This window comes from Vibrio sinensis (genome assembly GCF_003605645.1).
GTDB classification, from domain to species: Bacteria; Pseudomonadota; Gammaproteobacteria; order Enterobacterales; family Vibrionaceae; genus Vibrio; species Vibrio sinensis.
This window is the reverse complement of record NZ_QVMU01000003.1, coordinates 23380-43533: the sequence shown is the minus strand read 5'-3', so window position 1 is coordinate 43533 and position 20154 is coordinate 23380. Positions and strand designations below refer to the sequence as shown.

Below are 20154 nucleotides of genomic sequence, written 5' to 3'. Positions count from 1 at the left end.
TCAACAGGGGTTGTTTAAGGTAGGGTGACGCGCTTCCCTATTGTTAGGGCATCCCTTTTGTAAGTGAAATAGGTATTATGGCTGTTTTAGAAATTCTTACTGCGCCGGATCCACGATTAAAAATCACGGCAGAGAAAGTCACCGATGTGGCTTCAGTTCAAACACTGATCGACGACATGATTGAAACCATGTACGACACAGATAATGGTATTGGCCTTGCTTCAACTCAAGTTGGTCGCAAAGAAGCTGTTGTAGTAATCGATTTGTCGGAAGAGCGTAATGAACCTTTGGTACTGATTAACCCTGAAGTGGTGAGCGGTAGCGATAAAGCAATGGGTCAAGAAGGATGCCTTTCTGTACCTGATTATTACGCTGACGTTGAACGTTACACTTCAGTGACGGTTACAGCGCTAGATCGCAATGGTGAGCCATTAACGATCGAAAATGACGGTTTCTTAGCGATCGCAATGCAACATGAAATCGACCATCTATCAGGTAATCTATTCATTGATTACTTATCGCCTTTGAAGCGTCAAATGGCAATGAAAAAGGTAAAAAAATACGTTAAAGCACAAGGTTTATAATCCTTGGGTCCGTATTGAACGATTCTAAAAAAAATAGGCAGCTTTCTGCCTATTTTTATATCGATAACCTCTATTTTTCCTGCTTTACATTGCGCTGTGTTATTTACACATATGTCAGCTCATAATTTTGATAGGACAGCTTATCTCCAACCAATCATTTCAGTGGGATGACTAAATTTAGCGGGTCTTTCAACTGCATTAAGCATCCATAGCGCTACATCTTTTTTTGATATTTGAGAACTTAGCTGAAATTTATCCACGATGGATGAGAGACGTTGAGCTTGATTATCAACGAGGCCAACTGGGCGAACGCACAATGTATCTAATCCACTTTGCGAAAATGTGGTTTCCATGTTGGCAAAGTCGCTGAACGTTTTACGAATATTGCTAAGTTTGACTAATAGTTTCATCGCTAAGCTCATGCTCGCTTCACTTTCAGCCACACCAGCTGCACTAATTGCAATAATTCGCTCTATATTATGTTTTTTCATTGCGGTAACTAAAGAGTTCGACAGACTTGAATTTAGATCAACAGGCGAAATTAGTTTAGACCAAGGGTTGTTTGCTTGAGATCTCATGATCCCAATTGTAGAGATAATCGCATCTTGGCCTTGTACCGCATTATCAATAACTTGTGAGTCAAGGACATTGCCTCGAATGATATGAACGCCTTGGGGCGGTTGATATTGGCTTGTTGAGCGAAGTAAAACGGTAACTTGGTATTGTTGTTCATTCGCTAATTGAGTCAACCATTGTCCTACGCCACCTGACCCGCCCAAAATGAGAATTTTTTTCTTCTTTACGTTTTTGTCCATAATAGTTTTTCCTATTTAATCTATACATGACCAAGAGTCCGGTCGTTACGTGACTTTATCGTTGTAATGCTTTCACAATAGCGAAGCTCTATGGGGGGAAATAGTAAACAAAATGAAAATCACCTTTGTCTTTACGACAATAAACAGGTAGATTTTTGTACTGACATGGATGATTTTTGAGGGATTATGGATAAAATAAGAGCATTGCGTTATTTTGCTCGCACGGTTGAGCTCAATAGCTTTAGCCAAGTTGCGGCTGAACTAAACCTCCCACTATCTTCGATTTCACGCAGAGTAAAAGATCTGGAATCAGAACTTGGAATTGAACTGATTCAGCGAACTACACGACGAGTAAAAGCGACCGAGTTAGGGCTGCTTTATTACCAGCAAATATATCCATTGCTACAAAAACTTGATGAGGCTGATGAGTTAGTATCGCAACGCAAAGCGGCAATGGCAGGGCGACTTAGTATCAGTTGTTCCGTCAGTTTTGGCGAGCGGGTACTATTACCTATTTTGTATAAGTTTCGGCAACAATATCCCAATATTACGTTAGACGTGGATTTTTCCGATCGTGTGGTTAATTTCAATCAAGATTCAGTGGATATTGCTATCCGTGCAGGCCAACTCCATGAAGAGCGTATTGTCGCTAAATCACTGTCTAGTGCCGCTTTTAAGTTGGTTGCAACACCGGAATTATTGCTGAATTTGCAATCGAAATTCCAAACAACCGTTCTTTCTCTGGAAAATATACAACAGAGTCCGACATTACAGTATCTGCATGGGCGAGTTCCTTTAACTTGGTGGATAGAGTGTGACGGTGTATGGCAACAAGTGCAGCATATGCCAATATTCAGTTGTAATAGTGGAGAGGCTTTGATCCATGCGGCTCTTGCCGGTGAAGGGATTGCCCTTTTCCCGCAGTGGTGGGTCGAGACTTACCTTCGTGACGGGCGCTTAGTTGATGTACCTACACAAAAAATCATTTCAAACGGTAAGGGCGCGAATTTAGATATCTATGTTGTTTATCAGCAAGCTAAATATCAGATTCCCAAGATAAAAACTTGCATTGATTTTATTTTACAGCATGTTTAGCCCGATTTTAATCAAATAAAATTATATCAAGGTAATGAATCGACATTACCAGAATTCAATTTTACTGAAACCGCTCGCGGAATAAGTCGATCAAAATTTTGACTCGATGGGGAAGAAATTGTGCCGATGGATAAATAAGAGTGAGGTGTTGTTGTGGGTGAACGACTTGCGGTAAAACCTCGACAAGTTGTCCGCCATCTAGGGCTGGCTTTGAGTGTACTTGCGGGATAAATGCGACGCCAGCACCAGCAATGGCCATTGAACGTAATAAACTAAGGTCGTCGGATCTTAAAGCTATATTGATGTGCGTATCGAGTAAATTGGCATTGTATCGATTTGTGAGAACGCGATGATCATGAAGATCATCTAAAGTGATGATGGGGGAGTGGCTATCTAGATACGTTTGTGAAGCTACAAGATGGCTGCGGTATGGTAATAGGCTAAATTGAATGTAGCTATCGTCACTAACTTTGGCTGAGCTAGGAAGAAGTTGTAAATCAAAAGCTTGGCGTTTTAAATCAACGCTTTCTTGGTGATTTTCGATTTCAACACTGATCTCTGGAAAGTTAGTGGTGTATTCACTGATGATGGTATTGAAAGCAGCAGAAGACATAAGAGCAGATGGGATCGCTATTCTCACTTTTCCTGACAGCTCATGCTGCTGCTCTCTCATGGAAGAAAGCCCTTGCGCGATTTGCTCAATAGGTTGGGATACCAGTGAAAATAGGCGTTGTCCATGATCCGTGAGCTCGATGGTTCGTGTGGTTCTAATCAATAGTTGATAACCAAGCGCTTTCTCTAATTCTTGTAACCTGCGACTGACTTTCGAACGTTGTAAATGGTTTGCTTGGGCAGCCGCACTGATCCCGCCATGTAGTACCGTTTGAGTAAACAGATAAATATCATCGAGGTTTGCTTTCATTGTCCTATTTTTAGCTCATTTGTGGCCGTTTTTACATTCTACATAAATGTGATCGATATCTCTATAATTCCGATTCTAGTTACTAATCGGAATCCGTTATGCCCGCCGAACATCAATTTAAGCACTGGATGCGCAGCCTAGTTATTTTGTTTGTTGTCCTATTTTTGTACATTATTGTGGCGGATCGCCATGCGCCTTTTACAACCGAGGGGCGAGTGCAAGGCTATGTGGTTCAAGTCGCGCCAGAAGTTTCTGGCAAAGTTATGTCGGTTGCTGTTGATAACAATCAAAAGGTTAAGAAAGGGGATCTCTTGTTTGGTATTGATGACCGAAAATATCAAATAGCACTCGAGCAAGCGCAATTGGCATTGCAGTCCGCCTATGAAAAAGAAGCGACGCTCTATTCACAACGCGAGGCGGCTCTAGCCAATATCACTCGTGCGAAAGCAACGTATGATAATGCACATCGGGAATATCAACGTTTAGCGACCTTATCAAAACAGAAAGTTATTTCGCAGTCGAACCTAGATGCTGCATTGGCTAAAAAACAAGTCTCTCTTGCGACATTGAAAGCAGAGCAGCAAGCGCTGAATGTCATTGATGCTCAACTAGGTAAAACTAAAGGTCAGAGTACGCCGGTTCGAATAGCAAAAAATGGGATAGAGAAAGCTCAACTTGATCTTATGAATACGCAAGTTATAGCGCCTAGTGATGGTGTCGTGACTAACTTACAACTTGATGTCGGAGCTATGGCAAATGCCAATATGCCGTTGCTTACTTTTGTACCTACAACATCTATGTGGGTAGCTGCCGACTTTCGTGAGAAATCGGTGGCGAAAGTGACGTCGGATTATCACGCTTTAGTCGCGTTTGATGCAGAGCCAGGTAAAGTTTATGACTTTGTTATTGCCAGCAGAGATTATGGTGTCGCTGCCGCTCAGCAACTTCCGAATGGTGCATTGACTAAAGTAGAGACGAATAATCGTTGGGTACGCGATGCTCAGCGCACTCGAATCAACCTCACTAGCGATGAGATGTTGCCGCCATCGTTGTTTGTCGGGTCGCGCGCCTCTATCGTTCTTTATCCGCAACAAAGTACATTTTGGACGCTTATGGCCAACATACAGATCCAGCTTGCGAGTTGGCTTCACGTTATTTATTAGAGTAGCGATCATGAAGACACAACGTATTTGGTTTGGATGTTCCTTAGGGCTGGGTTTAAGTATTTTATTTGGGTGGTCCTATGGTTTTTTTGCCATCATGCTACCTCTATTTATTCTCAGCCGCGCAGATTTTTTTCACTTGCCGACACTATTCATTTTGCTGTTTTCTGCCATATGGTCGACGCTGCAAGCGACATTTATTCTGGAGTATTTACAGTTTCACCCCGTGTTATTAGTGGTCGCAGTAGGAGTCATGATGTTGGGGAAATGTATTGCGATGATGCGACCGAGTACCTATATGTTTGGCTACATGGGGTTGCTGGTGGGTTCTATTGTTTTGAACTTTGCCAGTTATGATTTTATTGATATTGAGGAGTTTAATGTCAATTTGTGGGTGATCGCGTTAGTGAATATTCCGGTATGTGCGTTGGCATATTGGTTCTTTCCTGAACCTCGAACAACGACGTTATTGACCGAATCGACGGAATTATCATCGGCTTCGTCATCATCGCAATCTACGACATTGAACACGCCCGTAAAAAGAGATATTGATTATATCAGTCAAGTGGCTATGGGGTGGGTTGTCGCAATGACCGCGTTTGTCCTATTTCAGGTTGCCGATCTCTATGACTCACTTTCGGCTCAAGCATCCATTTTGATTGTGTTAACACCTATGACGTTAGCAGGCTCGCTCGCCATGGCAAAAATTCGAATCCTTGGGACGGGGTTAGGTTGCTTAGCTGGGTTAACTGTGCAGTTAATATTGGGTAGCTGGTTTGGTCATGGTGTGCTGTTTTGGCTAGCGTTTACCATTGCGATGGGGCCATTTTGCTATTGGTTAACAAAAGGAGCAGTAAAGGGAGCGATTGCCTTTTCGGCGATGGCGGCATTGAGTGTGCCGTTGACCACCTCTTTAGTACCTGAGCAGCAAGATGCATTCTTTTCTATCGTATACCGATTTAGTTCGATATTTGTCGCCGTGGTATTAACCGCTATGTTGATGTGGCTGGTGCACCACTGGATTCGTATTACTTTACTCAATAACAATAAAGCATGTGCTCATCAGGAAGAATAATGAGAGCGAGGTAAAGAAGTGATCATAGTCATAAATCTATCAATTGCTCGAAAGTGTTCAAGTATTGTTTATCTATCTCAATTTTTATCTCGACTACAAAGCGGTTTATAAAATGCGAAATGATCATTGATTGTTTGTAAAATGTAACGTTTTTTGGTGCGCTTGCTGAGTTTGGCTGTAATTAAATTACGACTTATGCATTTATTAACGGTGCTGTTATGTGATTTATTATATAAATTAACATAAACGTGCAGGGGTCACACTCTCTGCGTGTTGGTTGAATTTTCCATTGTTTTAGGTCTTACCATCACCTCATCGATTCACCTTACCCCTACACATAAATAAAAGGATTGATGAAGATGAAAAAGGTCTTATTTAAAGTGGCAGCTCTTTCTGCTGCTTTATGCGCCGCTGGCGTTAACGCACAAGATTACGAAATCGTAAACGTGGTTAAAGTGTCAGGTATTCCTTGGTTCAACCAAATGAATAAAGGGATTGAACAAGCAGCAACTGATTTTGGCGTAGATGCGCGTCAATTGGGGCCATCGACTCCGGATCCAGCGCAACAAGTAAAAATCATCGAAGACTTGATAGCCAAAGGTGTTGATGCGATTACGGTGGTACCGAATGATGTAACGGTACTTGAACCTGTTTTCAAAAAAGCACGTGAAAAAGGCATCATTGTTCTGACTCATGAATCTCCAGATGGCCATGGTGCGGATTGGGATGTGGAAACCATTGATAACCAAGCGTATGCCAAAGCAACGATGGATTCATTGGCGAAAAACATGGGTGAGAAAGGCGGATACGCAGTATACGTCGGTTCTCTTACCGTACCACTTCACAATAACTGGGCAAACTTAGCAATCGATTACCAAAAGAAAACTTACCCAGAGATGTATGAAGTAACTAGCCGTATGCCTGTTGCAGAAAGCATTGACCAATCTTACGCGGCGACCAATGACTTGATGAAAGCGCACTCAGACATGGCGGGTATCGTTTCTTATGGTTCGTTAGGTGGTATTGGTGCGGGTGAAGCGATCAAGAAAAAACGCGCACGAGACAAGATTAGCGTGGTTGGCATTATGATGCCGAGTCAAGCTGCCCCTTATTTAGCCCGTGGTGAAATTGACCGTGGTTTCTTGTGGAATCCAGCCGATGCAGGTTATGCAATGGTTGCTGTTGCTAAGCAAATGCTTGACGGTAAAGATGTGGCAAAAGGTGTAAATGTTCAAGGTTTGGGCGATGCTGAGATTGACCAAGAAAACCGAGTGATTAAGTTCAATAAGATTCTTGAAGTCGACAAAACAAACGCTCGCCAACTAGGTTTCTAATCTACACGGCTTTTATTCCTCTTTGATTTTTGGGCAGTGCAATGCTGCCCTAATTGTTGGAAATACTCATGTCTGATACTCCTTTTATTACTCTCAAACACGTATCCAAACATTTTGGTTCAGTAAAAGCATTGGATGGAATTAACCTTACTTTCAACCAAGGTGAAGTACACTGTTTGGCTGGCAAAAATGGCTGTGGAAAAAGTACTCTATTTAAGGTGATTTCCGGTGTTCATGCACCTGAAAGTGGCGCGGAAATTACTCTATCTGGCAAAACTTACGCACGTTTAACGCCACAGCAATCCATCGAACAGGGTATTCAAGTTATCTATCAAGATTTGTCTCTGTTTCCTAATTTGACTGTGGCAGAGAACATCGCTATTCAAGATCATGTTGATTGGACGAAAGGACTTGTTCAAGCCAAACGTATTGAAGAAATTGCACTTAGCGCGATGGCGAGAGTCGGGGTGAAGTTGCCGCTGACTAAGCGTGTTGAACAGCTTTCTATCGCTGAGTGCCAACTTGTGGCGATATGTCGAGCTATGGCATCCGACGCTAAGTTAATGATCATGGATGAACCAACGGCATCCCTGACGCGTACTGAAGTTAACCATTTAATTGAAGTCGTGGCGGATCTTAAAGCCAAAGGCGTCACAGTGGTGTTTGTGAGTCATAAACTGGACGAAGTGATGGAGATTTCTGATCGCATCACCGTTATTCGAGATGGACGCACTATCGGTACATATCAAGCTGCGGATGTGGACAGTGACGAGCTTGCATTCCTTATGACAGGGCAGCGTTTTGAATTCAAACCCTTGGCTCCATACCATGAAAAAGGCGACGTAAAACTTGAAGTAAAAAACCTCACGAAACAGGGCCAATTTAACGATGTCTCTTTTGCTGTGAGAGCGGGTGAAATCGTCTCAATTACTGGCTTATTGGGCGCTGGGCGTACCGAGCTCTGTATGGCGTTGTTTGGGATGACTCAGCCAGATAGCGGTCAGATCATCATCAATGGTGAAACCGTATCGTTTAAATCGAACCGTGAAGCGATAGCTCATGGAATTGGGTACGTGTCAGAAGACCGCATGAGCACTGGTTTGGTGATGGAGCAAGCGATTCAGGACAATATCACTGCCTCGGTATTACCGCGCTTAACCAAACCAACGGGCTTTCTTGACCACATTAAGGCCAACCGTCTAGTTAATACCTTGATCTCATCTTTGGCTATCAAGGTCGCTGATCCTAAGTTGCCGGTAACGAGTCTCTCTGGTGGTAATGCGCAACGAATCTCAATTGCTAAGTGGATTGCCGCTGAGCCGGATGTATTGATCCTCGATTCGCCAACAGTCGGCGTTGACGTGGCAAACAAAGAAGCGATTTACAACATCGCAAAAGATCTCGCAGCGCAAGGTATCGCAATCATCATGGTCAGTGATGAAATCCCAGAAGTTTTTTATAACAGTCACCGCGTGATTGTAATGAAAGAAGGACGCTTTACTCATGACTTCCAACCGACTAACTCTTCAGAGCAAGAAATTATGGAGGCCGTCAATGCTTAACCAATTTCGTGGATTTTCTGCTTCCATGGTTAAACGCCATGAATTTTATTTGGCGATGATGATTGTGCTAATCGTAGCCACACTTGGAGTGTTGTCAGAAGACTTTTTGACACTCGGTAATATCTTCGACATGTCAGTGAGTTCTGCCTTGTTGGGAATTATGGCATGTGGCTTATTTGTCGTCTTGATTGCTGGGGGAATTGATATCTCATTTCCAGCAACCGCAGCGATTGCTCAATATGTTACCGCGACTTATATCCTGACTATTGGGGGTAACTTCATTGTCGCGTTTGCTATTGCAGCCGTGGTGGGTATGTTACTTGGACTGATTAACGCAGTATTGGTATACAAGCTAAAAGTTCCAGCAATCATCATTACGATTTCGATGTTAAACGTCTACTTTGGTTTGCTGATTTACTTTAGTAACGGTGAGTGGTTATACGGATTCCCAGATTGGTTTATGGATGGTATTGAGCTATTTACATTTACTGGTTCGGATGGCTATGACTATGGTTTATCGCTGCCAATTTTGACCCTTGTTGCCACAATTGTTCTGACGTCATTTTTAATGTCTAAAACACGTTTAGGCCGTCAGATTTATGCAGTTGGTGGAAATGCAGACGCAGCAAGCCGTATTGGTATTAACTTGTTTGGCATCAACTTGTTTGTCTACGGCTACATGGGCGCTTTGGCAGGTATTGCTTCTGTCGTACAAACGCAAATAACTCAATCGGTGGCACCGAACTCATTAATGGGATTTGAGTTAATGGTGTTGGCGGCGGTTGTGTTAGGCGGTACGAGCATGACCGGTGGTAAAGGAACATTGTTTGGTGTGGTTTTGGGTGTAATTCTTCTCGCGGTAGTCAAAAACGGCCTAACTCTTCTTGGTGTACCATCATATTGGCACACCGTTGCAACAGGTTTGATTATTGTCTGCAGTATCAGTATGACCGCAATCAACGAGAAAAAACAAGCGCTGCAGGGGGCATAATGGAACAGATAATGAGTAGTTTAAGATTGCCGACCGATAAGAATATTCGTTATTTATTGGTGATCCTAGTAGGCATTTTAGTGGTTATGGGAGTCACGAGTGGCCAAGCATTCTTCTCTTTAGATAATCTTCAATCAATGTCATCACAAATGCCATTGTTGGGGTTACTTGCGCTGGCAATGGCGGTTTGTATGTTGACGGGAGGGATAAACCTTTCCATTATCGCAACGACTAACGCCTGTGGCTTAGTGATGGCGAGTATCGTCACAATGGCACCAGATAGCAGTATGATGCTTGTTATGGCATTGTTTGGTGGTTTAGTGACCGCAGTGATTATTGGCCTGCTTAATGGTGCGTTAATTGCTTATGTTGGTGTTTCGCCAATCTTGGCCACTCTTGGAATGATGACATTAATCAATGGATTAAACGTGTTAATGTCTGGCGGTAGTGTTATTTCAGGTTTCCCTAACGCTTTACTTGTATTAGGTAATGGTTCTATTTTTGGAATCCCAATGCCATTGGTATTGTTTGTTGCTTTTGCGATCGCTCTGTGGGCGTTACTTGAACACACCAGTTTAGGACGCACCATTTATTTAATGGGCTCAAATGAAAAAGCAACCCGCTTCTCAGGCATTAATACACAAAAAGCGACGCTATACGTTTACATCATTTCATCAATGCTATGTTGGGTTGCGGCGATTGTTATGATGGCTAAATTCAACTCGGCAAAAGCTGGTTACGGTGAGTCTTATTTATTAACGGCAATCTTAGCTTCAGTATTGGGGGGAATTAACCCTGATGGTGGCTTCGGACGTATTATCGGCATTGGTTTGGCTTTGATTGTTCTGCAAACGTTAGAAAGTGGCCTGAACTTACTTGGAGTAAGCAGTTACTTAACCATGGCATTGTGGGGCGGCATTTTGATCTTGTTTATCTTCTTACAAAAAAATAAGTCTTAACGGAGAACGGCATGAGTATTTATTTTATCGGCGTTGACGTAGGCAGTGGTAGTGCACGCGCTGGGGTTTTTGATGCTTTTGGGCGTAAAGTGGGTGAAGCAAAACGCGACACTCAGATGTATAAACCACAGGCGGACTTTGTTGAGCAATCTTCAGAAAATATTTGGCAATGTGTTTGCCTAGCGGTAAAAGATGCGGTTTCTCAAGCGAATATTGAGCCTATTCAAGTTAAGGGTATTGGCTTTGACGCAACCTGTTCTTTGGTTGTGCTGGATAAGCAAGGCCTTCCGTTAACAGTGAGCCCAACCGGTCGCAGTGAGCAAAATATCATCATGTGGATGGATCACCGTGCGATCATGCAAGCGGATCGAATTAATGCCACTGAGCATCCGGTTTTAACCTATGTAGGCAATCGCATCTCACCTGAAATGCAGACACCAAAACTACTTTGGTTGAAGCAAAATATGCCCAATACGTGGTCAAAAGCGGGTTACTTCTTCGATCTGCCAGATTTTCTTACTTGGAAAGCGACATTTGATGACAGCCGTTCACTGTGTTCAACCGTGTGTAAATGGACCTATTTAGGCCATGAAAATAAGTGGGACAAAGAGTTCTTTGAACTGATTGGTTTAGAAGACTTGATGGACGACAACGCACAAGTGATCGGAAATCGCATTTTACCAATGGGGCAACCCGTGGGTGATGGCTTAACGGATCATGCTGCGCATGATCTTGGCTTACTACCGGGAACTGCGGTAGGTACCTCAATCATTGATGCCCACGCTGGTGGTATTGGCGTGCTGGGTGCAGCCGGCATGACCGGAGAAAAAGCCGATTTTAATAAACGCTTAGCTTTGATTGGCGGTACTTCTTCTTGCCATATGGCGGCATCGAAAACCGCGCGTTTTATTGATGGTGTATGGGGTGCTTACTATAGTGCGATGTTGCCAGGTTATTGGTTAAACGAAGGTGGCCAGTCCGCTACCGGTGCCTTGATTGATCATATTATTACGTCGCATCCTTTGTATGAGAGTGCGAATGAACAGGCGAAAGCGCAAGGACAAACGATCTACCAATTGTTGAATGACCACTTGTTGGCATTAGCGGGTAGCAAGGAAGACATCGCGTTCTTAACTAAAGATGTTCACGTCCTACCTTATTTTCATGGTAATCGTTCACCTAGAGCTAACGCCCACTTAACCGGTACCATGACAGGCTTAAAAATGTCGAAGACATTAGATGATATGGCATTGCAATATTTGGCAACCGTGCAAGGTATCGCATTAGGAACCCGCCATATTATTGAAGTGATGAACGATGCTGGTTATGAAATTGATACCATCATGGCTTGTGGTGGTGGGACCAAGAATACGGTTTTTTTACAAGAACATGCGAACGCAACAGGTTGTATGATTTTATTGCCGGAAGAGAGTGAAGCGGTGTTGTTAGGTTCTGCGATGCTAGGTTCTGTTGCTGCGAATTTCTACAGTGATATTCCAGATGCGATGAACGCCATGAGCCGTATTAGCAAAAGTGTGATGCCTCAAGCTGAGAGAATTAAGCATTTCTATGATGCGAAATACAAAATCTTCCACAAGATGTATCAAGATGATGTGGAATACAAAAAATGGATGGCTGAGTTTTAATTGAGAATTTGGTAATTACTAACAACAGCTTCTGACAACGATTAGTGACAATAACGCCTGAGCAAATTGCTGAGGCGTTTTTTTATGTCGATTCAAAATAAAATTCACAATATGGTTTGGAAGCGTGGTGTGACATTCAAAGAATGAATTGCTCTTTTAAAATGCTGTTTGAGCAGCAAGGTAATGTGCCATGGCTTTTATTTCGTCATCGCTAAATGGTTCCATTGCCACTTCCATTGGGAAAAATAAACCATTCTTACGACGCTTTTCTCGATAGTCGATCAGTTGATTGTACAAATAGATTTCAGATTGTCCGCCAATTTTGGGGTAAAGCGGCATTACAGGTGCATTGCCGGCTTCGCCATGACATTGAGTACAACCCCCTCGACCTGGATTGATATAGAGATTTTCGCCTAATTGAAGCATCGTGATTTGAGGTGTGCTTTCTCCATTGGGCGAGGTTTCATTTGCTTGTGCTTGTGCTTGTACTGGCAGTATCAATGTCAGTCCTAAATAGGCACTCAATCTCAGCGAACGAATTGTGGTTTGTTTCATTGTTTTATTATTCCTTTGCGTTGCGCGTTTTTTGAATGATTTTTTGAGTTGTCTCTTTACGTTCAGCTTGTGCTAAGCAAGACATCCATTGTACCAATGGTGCACTTTCTTCTCCGAGATAGCCCAATGCTTGGTAGCGAACTTCACCATTGATGGCGATAAAGGTCGCTGGTAGTCCCATGACGCCGAGATCCTGCAGTGAAGCAAAGTCATCAATCGACACCTGACCAAGAGACTCTGCGCCGAGAGGCGTTTGTATGGCGCGTAGCTTCTCTGCCGGGGTATTGCCTATGTGAATTGTGTTGATGGAAATTGAGCTATTAGCTTGCTGTTGAGCTTTTAATTTAGCCAACATGGGTAATTCTTTACGACATGGTGCGCACCAGATTGCCCAGAAGTTCACCATCTGAATGCTGTTGTGTGGCAGTTTTTTTTCTCCAACAGCAACGGCTGGAGCAGGAGAGTGACCCAAAGTTTGTTGTACTCCTTTTGGTAAGGTCTCGATTTGAACCTGTGTGGTGATGGGTTGAAAAGGTGCAGGTATAGGACACTGTGCAACGGCGTTGAAGCTTGCTGTCGCTAATACTATACCAAGTGTCATAAACTGTACCCTTGTTCGAAATTGCTGTGTTTGCATCATCATTGCCCTGAAGATGTTGGCAGGTCGCGTTTCATCGATGCGGCGATTTTGTCTGCGCCATCGCCATAGCCGTAAACATCAATCAGTTCACGATCCGGGCCATACAGGTAGAGGTAGGTTGAATGGAACACTTCATAGAGATCCGGTAACGGTGGATAGACAGGTTTACCATCACGGGCATAACCATAAGTTCCTTTAAGTGCTTTAACCGCCGCTTTGGTTTGTTGCTGAGTACCCACTAACCCTATAAGCTCTGGGTGGAAGTAGTTAACGTATTGAGCAAGACCTTGTGCACTATCTCGATGTGGATCGATAGAGATAAACAAGGGGGTAACGTGTTTCGCTTGGTCACCTAATTTGTTAATAACCCCAGCCATGTCCATTGCCGTTGTTGGGCATATTTCAGGACAAGAGGTGTAACCTATGGCGATAAATAGGTATTGATCCGGCCAGTTTTTTTCACTAACGGCTCCTAACGTTGCCTCACTTAAGTTAAAAATGAGGGGGGCTGCATTGGCAGTCGTGCTGATGCAAAAAATTGTACCTATAAGCAGTAGCGTAGAGCGGATGAAGCGTTTAAAAGAGCGTTGAGACATGGTTTCACTCCTAGTGACAGATGGTATTGGTTAAACCCATCGCAATTAAATTGGGCGCAGCAAGACCCGTCTCTAAGGATGGTAGTAGGCGTTCTTTACGCAAATCGACTACCAATAGCTGAGAAGAGTCGCCTTGAGTCGCGAATAAGGTTTTTGAATCTGAAACGACGACAACATCGCCAAGAGAGGCGCTTAAAGGGAAGCGGATCGCGGGTTCATTGTTGGTTAAATTGAAGACGTTTAGTCCCGTTTCAGTGGCAACGACCCCAATACTTTCGAGCCAACCGGTACGTATTTCGCTGGTTTTATCTTTGAAATCAACGGATTTTACAGTCTGCCCCGTCCATGTGTTGACGACTAAGCCTTGACCATTATCGGCTGCTAAAATCATATGTTCGCTGTCTGAACTAACATATGGACGCCAAGGTTTTGATTGCAAGGAGATGTTTGCAAAAGGTTGCTCCATAAATAGGTCCCAAATACTGACGCTGTTTTTAGTCAGATCGCCGACTAACACTAAACGCGCATCTGGTGACAATGTCACTTCTGAGACTGGTCCGCCGCTACCCAGTTGCAATGTTTTTAAGGCTGCATCATGAATGCGCCAAATATGGGTTCGGCCAGAGTCTTGTTCTGTGATGTAAAGGTTGTATCCACCTGTATCAAAATTGAGGCTGTATGGCTGCGCTAAGTTGGGAATCGTTTCCAGCTGTTGTTTTTGAAGTGGTGCGATCATGGTGATTTTGTCTTTTAGCGCGACCGCGACACGAGCACCATCCGGTGCGACAGCAATGGAATAGGGAATCGATTCTACAGCCATGCTCCAGTGGGTTTTCTCAACAAGATCGTAGATGTAGACCTGCGGGGTTTTCCCATCAATGTAGATCAACATATCTTGAACATCAGACACTTCCATCATGGTTGGAATAGTTTGCATCTTAAGAGTATCAACATGTTGATGTTGAAAGGTGTCGATGACGGCAACCTTGGGAGTCGATTTATCGGTAATAAACGCCCAACGTGCACCATCGTCGTATCGACCCGGTTCGTCAGCGTGTACCCAGCAAGAAAGGCTAGTGATAGCGGTACAAAGTAATAATTTTAAACGCATAGAAACTCCAATGCCCCCAAATAGTATTGGGGGCAAAGTGATGAAGTGAGGTTAAGGGTTACGGATGCAGCGAGCGTAGAATTCTACATCTTTGCTCATGCCCAAGCCTGAGCCGATTTGATAACCTTGCGCCCAACCTTTGTTGCCTTTGTCTTGGCGGTGATCAAGCATTTCAGGTGTTTGATCTTTCTTACGTGGTGGTAGCGGTCGAACAAATAGCGTTGGCCCCGGTAAATCGCTTGAACTACTCCAGAAGAAATATTTCACAGGTGTATTAGGGAAATACTCTTCATCAATTGCTGGTGAAGTTTTGTTGTAGTTCACAATCGAGACTAGCTCTTTGATGTTTGGTAAACGCCAATCGTCATAGTTTGCGTAGTTCAAGTTTTCACAGTATTCGATTGAATCGAGCCAGTTGCGGCGTTTGTAGTCAATCTTCTGCTGCCACATGCGGTCAGTGACTTTTTCCGTGACGGTGCCATCGTTGTTATCGACGTAGTTCATGTTGTGATAAGCCGCGCCATTAGCGGCACGTACACAACGAACCAGTTTGGTTGATGCCGTGTGCTGACCCATGATATGACCTTCTGGAAAACCAATGTGCCAAGCGTGATCAGGGTGGTCACTCACAGGGAAACCCCACACGCCAGAGCTTAAGCGTGGCATGTTTAGGAACGCCTCAATGTTGATTGCAGGGCGGAATTCTCCTAAATCGGCAATACTCTGTAGCTCTTTCATTAACGGGTAACGCCAATCGTCGTACCCATCAATCTCTAAGTTCTCGCAGTATTGCTCACCTTCAACAGCTGTCATCCAAATTCGGGATGAGTCGCGTTCCCACATCAATTTAGTGTTGTCATCGACTACGGTTTTTCCTGATTTACTGATGGTGAAACTCATCGGGTTTTTCGGGTAGTCATTGTCTTCACCATGCATGTCGATAAAGTTTTGAATTTGCCCCGTATCTGGTAGGACAAATCCATCAACGGGCGGCATGCCTTCACCTGAAATAAATTCACGTCTTTCAATTGGCGTATAGAACATGCCCGTTACGTAAGCGACAATATCAGCGTAGTCTTCTTCACTGTGCATTTTGGCAAAAGGCACCATGGTTGCCGCTTGGCGGTTAGTCCGTTTTCCGTCGCGATAAGCGGTCATTTGCTCAAAGATGTAAGCGGGCATTTGGCCTTTTAAAGGTGGGTATGCGGGATTGGTACTCGCGCCTTGTTCACCATGGCACATCTTACAGCTTGCGTCGTATTTGGTTTTGCCTCGAGTATAGGCTTCACTGGCAACCACCTCTGGGCGAGGGTTCCACTTCATTTTACGTTCGCTTAAAACTAGTGACAGATCTGCGATTTGTTGTGGAGGAAGAACATAAACCTTTTCTTTCATCTGAGATGAAACACCGGCTTGGCGTTCCATGTCCATATCTACGAATTGGTTATAGAAATATTGAGCATCAAAACCTTCAAGGCGTGGACTTAACGTCTCTGGAACTTCTTCTTGTGCTGGTCTATGACAACCTAGATAACAACCATAAATATTTCGGTTAGCAATTTGGCGCTCCTGTGGTGTTAAGTCTGCAGGAGTACGATTGATAATATAATCTTCATAGCCATTATTAATGTCTTTTCTTACCGTCGTATCTGCTGCGAAGCTCGGTGTAGTAACGAGACCGAACGTAAGTAATGCGGCGGTGAGAGCGTGGTACTTTATCGGCTTATCCATTGTTTTCCACTCCTAATTGAACCATCAGGTCACGCATTCTTTGCTCATCTTTAATTCGCATGTTGCGTTTGAGGTCTGGGTGAGCGATGTCATAGTGACAGCTAGAGCATTTCCAACTTGGGTCGCTATCTTTACGAGCAAAGGCGAGTTGGTGTGTTTGGTCCGAGATTGGTGATGCTTCGGTGGCAATTTTTGCACGCTCTTCGAGTGCGCGGTGACAGTTCACACAGCCAGAATCGAACACGTACTCGGTACGTTTTGGATGTAACTCGTCGTAATCCAACGATTCCATCTGCAGGACATACTCACCAAATAGATGGCGCATACCAGAGGTGCCTTTCACCCAAAGTTCATCGACCACGTTAGACTCGGGCAAGTGACAAGAGACGCAGTCGGCAACAAAGCCTTGTGAATTATTACCACCGTGGACACTGTTGGCGAACGTTTCTGAGGCGGGTTTCATCGTGTGGCAAGTACCACAATACTCATTGGTGCTAAAGGCATGCATCACTTCGCTAGCTGGTAATGCTGCTAGTAGACCTATGCCCGCGCCAACCGTGAGTAATACCGCGATCACAGCGCTTTTGACGCTGCGAATGGATTTCAATAAGGCTTTCATTAATGCTGACCTACTTGTTTAAGTTCCGCGGATGTTTTCACGATCGCATCGCATTTAACTTCTGGATCAAATGCAAGCAAAAGTTCCACTGGGTATGTTTCACCAGCAACAGGGCGTTTTTTAAGGTTAAACAGCATCACATGCTTGCCACCGGGTTTTAGCTCGGCGGCGACTTGTGGCTTCAGTTGAATTTGAGGGATACGAGTCATGGTCATCACACCTTCAACGTGGGTCATATCATGCAATTCGGTATAATTCGTTAACGCTGGAATGTTCGCGCCGTAGAGCGCCTCCGGCGCTGGCAAACGCAGCGACTGAGTTTGAGCGTTAGGCTGGTAAGTTACAGTGAAGTAAAGCCCGGTTTTGTCTGTTCCCGGAGCGGGCTCGCGGATGACACAATCGGTGACCGTGACGGCAGCATAGGCAGAACAACAACTCAGACCTAATACCAAGGTACTTATTGTACGTTTCATAGTGGGGTTCCTACTGTTCGTTCAAATTAGAAAAGACGTTCTAGAAAGAGACGATCAAACCAAGATTGATGTTGTCGCTTTTAGACATAGATTTGACGTTTGGATTTTGCTCCGGCTCTTCACTGAAAAGTGCGCCCTCGGCAAACACTGTAAAGTACTTGTTGATGATGTGACTGACATTAGCAAGCACTAGTGATTCATTGTCGTGGGCGTTTTGCCAGTCAGCATATTGATAGCCAAGACGGAATGAGGTGTCGTTGTAGGTGTATTCCCCTGAAAGTCCATACACGTTACGTTTGTTGTAAGGCGCATCGTAGTCAAACTCAGCAACACCACCCAGATAGAAGTTTTCCCATTGGTAACTGGTAGCCACGATCGTGCGTTGGCTATCTTCTTTGGCGTATTTTCCTGTTGCATTAACTATCATCTCTTTTGATGTCAGAGATTGGTTAACCACTAAGCTGAAGTTACCCTGGTTGTAGAGCGCGCGCAGGCCAAGAATATCAGCGTCATTGTCATTATCATCTTTAGGTGAGATGACAGCGGCTTTGAAGTAAAAAGGACCAAAATGGGGAGTAGTTACTGCCAGTTGGTTGGTAGCATAACGTTGACCGCCGAATAGCATGTTGTTGCTGTGGCGCTCCATATTGTTGCTCTCAAAAATGTCTACTTTGCTATAGAGATCGGCCCACGTACCCGTTGTGCCAGACCCGATGTAAGTACCACCCCACTTTTTGCTCATCATAATGATGTTGGCTTCACGTATGATCAGATCGTTATCTGAAGCACTACCGACCATAGACTCTGAATATTCAGCTTCGAGTTTATAGCGCAGACGAAAGTCATAGACAGGTACAAAACCCATTAAGCCTGCTTTGGCTTGGTAGATATCAGTAGTGTAATCAGTGTTTTCTTGGAATGCGGCTTGAGCACGAATTGAGCCATAAAAATCAGGTATAGATAATTCGATATCTTGAACAGCAGTTTGAGCAACAGCGTTTACAGCAAAAAGACCCAAAAGGGCAGTGGTGTATTTATTAATCTTCATACTCTAGTCATAAATTGAAATAATTCTTTACGTGCGAGTATATGAATAGCGCCTATTAAGGAAATGACGCTTTTTGTATTGCTGTTATACAGAAAGTAAATAAGGTGAGCACGCTAGCAATAATAGCGATGTAAATGCATAGAAATAGAATTTAAGTAATTGATATAAATGAATTTAACTTAATGTGTGGTTGTTGTTTTCATTTGTGTAACCTATCAATTTTACGTACTTAAATTAGTTGTTCTGATAAAATTGTAGGAATTTTCCTTTTCGTCTGATGCAGTTATGTCATTACAGATTGATACCTTGCGCATGTTTTGTTTGTTAGCAGATAAATTGAGCTTCACTGAAGCGGCCGATCAGCTAAATATTAGTCAGCCAACATTGAGTCGTAAAATTAGTCAGCTTGAACAGTCGGTTAAATTACGTCTATTCCATCGCGGGGGAAGTCAAATTCACCTCACTCCACAAGGTGTGATTTTTCGTGAAACTTGCCAGCGAATGTTACAAGAGCTTGATGATACCGTGGATGGTTTACACGATACGTCGGATTTCATTCGTGGTGATATTTCGATTGGCTTACTGCATCCTATGGCGCGTTGGTTGAGCCAAAGTTTTTTCCGTGAGTTTTGCCAGCGGCATCCAAATATTCGTTTGCATTTAACCACTTTGCACCCGTCATTATTACGTGGTATAGGCAATAGTGACATTATGATTTCCCCGCTATTACCAGATGATCTTTCTTTAGTCGCCAAGCCATTATTTAAATTTAGACGGATTTTTTGTGCCTCTCCAGACTACCTTGATCGTTGTAATCGACCGTATCACCCTAAAGAACTTTCGACCTATCAATGCATTACTAATACAAACGCACCTAAGCCAGAGTTGAACTGGTATTGGCAAGGCGAGGATGGGACCAATGGTGTTGTTGATGTTAAAGGGGTGATGTCTACGGATTCTGTCGATGTGGCGACGAATTTGGCTATGTCTGGGTTAGGGATCGCACTCTTGCCGCAGAATCAGGTAAAAGCTCACATAAGCGCGGGTTATTTGGTTGACGTTTTTGATGGGGCATTTGGTCAATGGGGGCAGATGCATGCCGTGTATCGTTCTCGACAATATCTACCCACTCGATTTCGGGTATTTATGGAAGAGCTGTGTGAGTTTTTTCAGCGTACCGATGCGAGTGCTATCGTTATTTGGAAAGAAGATAAAGAGTAGTTAAAACTTGAGGT

Annotated in this window: 20 protein-coding genes; 10 read left to right on the top strand and 10 right to left on the bottom strand. The window is 43.7% G+C overall.

What is annotated here, in order from left to right; genetic code table 11:
• Window positions 1-77 precede the first annotated feature (77 nt).
• Window positions 78-584, top strand: coding sequence for a peptide deformylase (def, locus tag DZ860_RS05245; RefSeq protein WP_120029879.1), 507 nt, complete (start codon window positions 78-80; stop codon window positions 582-584).
• 140 nt (window positions 585-724) lie between these two features.
• Here the strand turns inward: def and DZ860_RS05240 are convergent, their stop codons facing one another.
• Window positions 725-1399, bottom strand: a complete 675-nt coding sequence (locus DZ860_RS05240) for an NAD(P)-dependent oxidoreductase (protein WP_120029878.1) — start codon at window positions 1397-1399, stop codon at window positions 725-727.
• Between the two features lie 186 nt (window positions 1400-1585).
• Between DZ860_RS05240 and DZ860_RS05235 the strand changes: the two genes are divergently transcribed.
• On the top strand, window positions 1586-2494 hold the full coding sequence (locus DZ860_RS05235) for a LysR family transcriptional regulator (protein ID WP_120029877.1): 909 nt from the start codon (window positions 1586-1588) through the stop codon (window positions 2492-2494).
• A 61-nt stretch (window positions 2495-2555) separates the two neighbouring features.
• On the opposite strand, the gene DZ860_RS05230 is transcribed toward DZ860_RS05235, so the two are convergent.
• Complete coding sequence (locus tag DZ860_RS05230) at window positions 2556-3416, bottom strand: LysR family transcriptional regulator (protein ID WP_120029876.1); 861 nt, start codon at window positions 3414-3416, stop codon at window positions 2556-2558.
• Window positions 3417-3514: 98 nt separating this feature from the next.
• Here DZ860_RS05230 and DZ860_RS05225 point away from each other — a divergent pair, with 98 nt between their 5' ends.
• The 7 genes from DZ860_RS05225 to DZ860_RS05195 all read left to right on the top strand — a co-directional run bounded on the left by DZ860_RS05225 (window position 3515) and on the right by DZ860_RS05195 (window position 12146).
• Window positions 3515-4579: an HlyD family secretion protein gene (locus tag DZ860_RS05225; protein WP_120029875.1), complete on the top strand. Its 1065-nt coding sequence runs from the start codon at window positions 3515-3517 to the stop codon at window positions 4577-4579.
• Window positions 4580-4589: 10 nt separating this feature from the next.
• Complete coding sequence (locus tag DZ860_RS05220) at window positions 4590-5654, top strand: DUF2955 domain-containing protein (protein ID WP_120029874.1); 1065 nt, start codon at window positions 4590-4592, stop codon at window positions 5652-5654.
• Window positions 5655-6013: 359 nt separating this feature from the next.
• On the top strand, window positions 6014-6988 hold the full coding sequence (locus tag DZ860_RS05215) for an autoinducer 2 ABC transporter substrate-binding protein (RefSeq protein ID WP_120029873.1): 975 nt from the start codon (window positions 6014-6016) through the stop codon (window positions 6986-6988).
• 68 nt (window positions 6989-7056) lie between these two features.
• Complete coding sequence (locus DZ860_RS05210; RefSeq protein ID WP_120029872.1) at window positions 7057-8550, top strand: sugar ABC transporter ATP-binding protein; 1494 nt, start codon at window positions 7057-7059, stop codon at window positions 8548-8550.
• Entirely contained in the window at window positions 8543-9541 is a 999-nt protein-coding gene (locus tag DZ860_RS05205; RefSeq protein WP_120029871.1) for an ABC transporter permease, read from the top strand. Before DZ860_RS05210 ends, DZ860_RS05205 begins: the two co-directional genes overlap by 8 nt.
• Window positions 9541-10500: an ABC transporter permease gene (locus DZ860_RS05200; protein WP_120029870.1), complete on the top strand. Its 960-nt coding sequence runs from the start codon at window positions 9541-9543 to the stop codon at window positions 10498-10500. The genes DZ860_RS05205 and DZ860_RS05200 overlap by 1 nt, the downstream gene beginning before the upstream one ends.
• A gap of 11 nt (window positions 10501-10511) precedes the next feature.
• Window positions 10512-12146, top strand: coding sequence for an FGGY-family carbohydrate kinase (locus DZ860_RS05195; RefSeq protein ID WP_120029869.1), 1635 nt, complete (start codon window positions 10512-10514; stop codon window positions 12144-12146).
• 156 nt (window positions 12147-12302) lie between these two features.
• Here DZ860_RS05195 and DZ860_RS05190 read toward each other — a convergent pair whose 3' ends face one another.
• From DZ860_RS05190 to DZ860_RS05155, 8 genes are read right to left on the bottom strand one after another with little or no spacing between them, the layout of a single operon-like run.
• Window positions 12303-12701: a c-type cytochrome gene (locus DZ860_RS05190; protein WP_243641810.1), complete on the bottom strand. Its 399-nt coding sequence runs from the start codon at window positions 12699-12701 to the stop codon at window positions 12303-12305.
• Between the two features lie 7 nt (window positions 12702-12708).
• Window positions 12709-13302: a TlpA disulfide reductase family protein gene (locus tag DZ860_RS05185; protein WP_165862851.1), complete on the bottom strand. Its 594-nt coding sequence runs from the start codon at window positions 13300-13302 to the stop codon at window positions 12709-12711.
• Window positions 13303-13340: 38 nt separating this feature from the next.
• Window positions 13341-13937 carry an SCO family protein gene (locus DZ860_RS05180; protein WP_120029867.1) on the bottom strand — a complete coding sequence of 199 codons (597 nt, stop codon included), beginning with the start codon at window positions 13935-13937 and terminating at the stop codon, window positions 13341-13343.
• A 10-nt stretch (window positions 13938-13947) separates the two neighbouring features.
• Window positions 13948-15048 carry a YncE family protein gene (locus tag DZ860_RS05175; protein ID WP_120029866.1) on the bottom strand — a complete coding sequence of 367 codons (1101 nt, stop codon included), beginning with the start codon at window positions 15046-15048 and terminating at the stop codon, window positions 13948-13950.
• A 51-nt stretch (window positions 15049-15099) separates the two neighbouring features.
• Window positions 15100-16779, bottom strand: coding sequence for an Lcl domain-containing protein (locus tag DZ860_RS05170; RefSeq protein WP_120029865.1), 1680 nt, complete (start codon window positions 16777-16779; stop codon window positions 15100-15102).
• Entirely contained in the window at window positions 16772-17398 is a 627-nt protein-coding gene (locus tag DZ860_RS05165) for a cytochrome c3 family protein (protein WP_120029864.1), read from the bottom strand. The genes DZ860_RS05170 and DZ860_RS05165 overlap by 8 nt, the downstream gene beginning before the upstream one ends.
• Window positions 17398-17871, bottom strand: coding sequence for a copper chaperone PCu(A)C (locus tag DZ860_RS05160; RefSeq protein WP_120029863.1), 474 nt, complete (start codon window positions 17869-17871; stop codon window positions 17398-17400). Before DZ860_RS05160 ends, DZ860_RS05165 begins: the two co-directional genes overlap by 1 nt.
• A gap of 40 nt (window positions 17872-17911) precedes the next feature.
• Window positions 17912-18919, bottom strand: coding sequence for a porin (locus DZ860_RS05155; RefSeq protein WP_120029862.1), 1008 nt, complete (start codon window positions 18917-18919; stop codon window positions 17912-17914).
• Between the two features lie 285 nt (window positions 18920-19204).
• Here DZ860_RS05155 and DZ860_RS05150 point away from each other — a divergent pair, with 285 nt between their 5' ends.
• Window positions 19205-20140 carry a LysR family transcriptional regulator gene (locus tag DZ860_RS05150; protein WP_120029861.1) on the top strand — a complete coding sequence of 312 codons (936 nt, stop codon included), beginning with the start codon at window positions 19205-19207 and terminating at the stop codon, window positions 20138-20140.
• The last annotated feature ends 14 nt before the right edge of the window (window positions 20141-20154 follow it).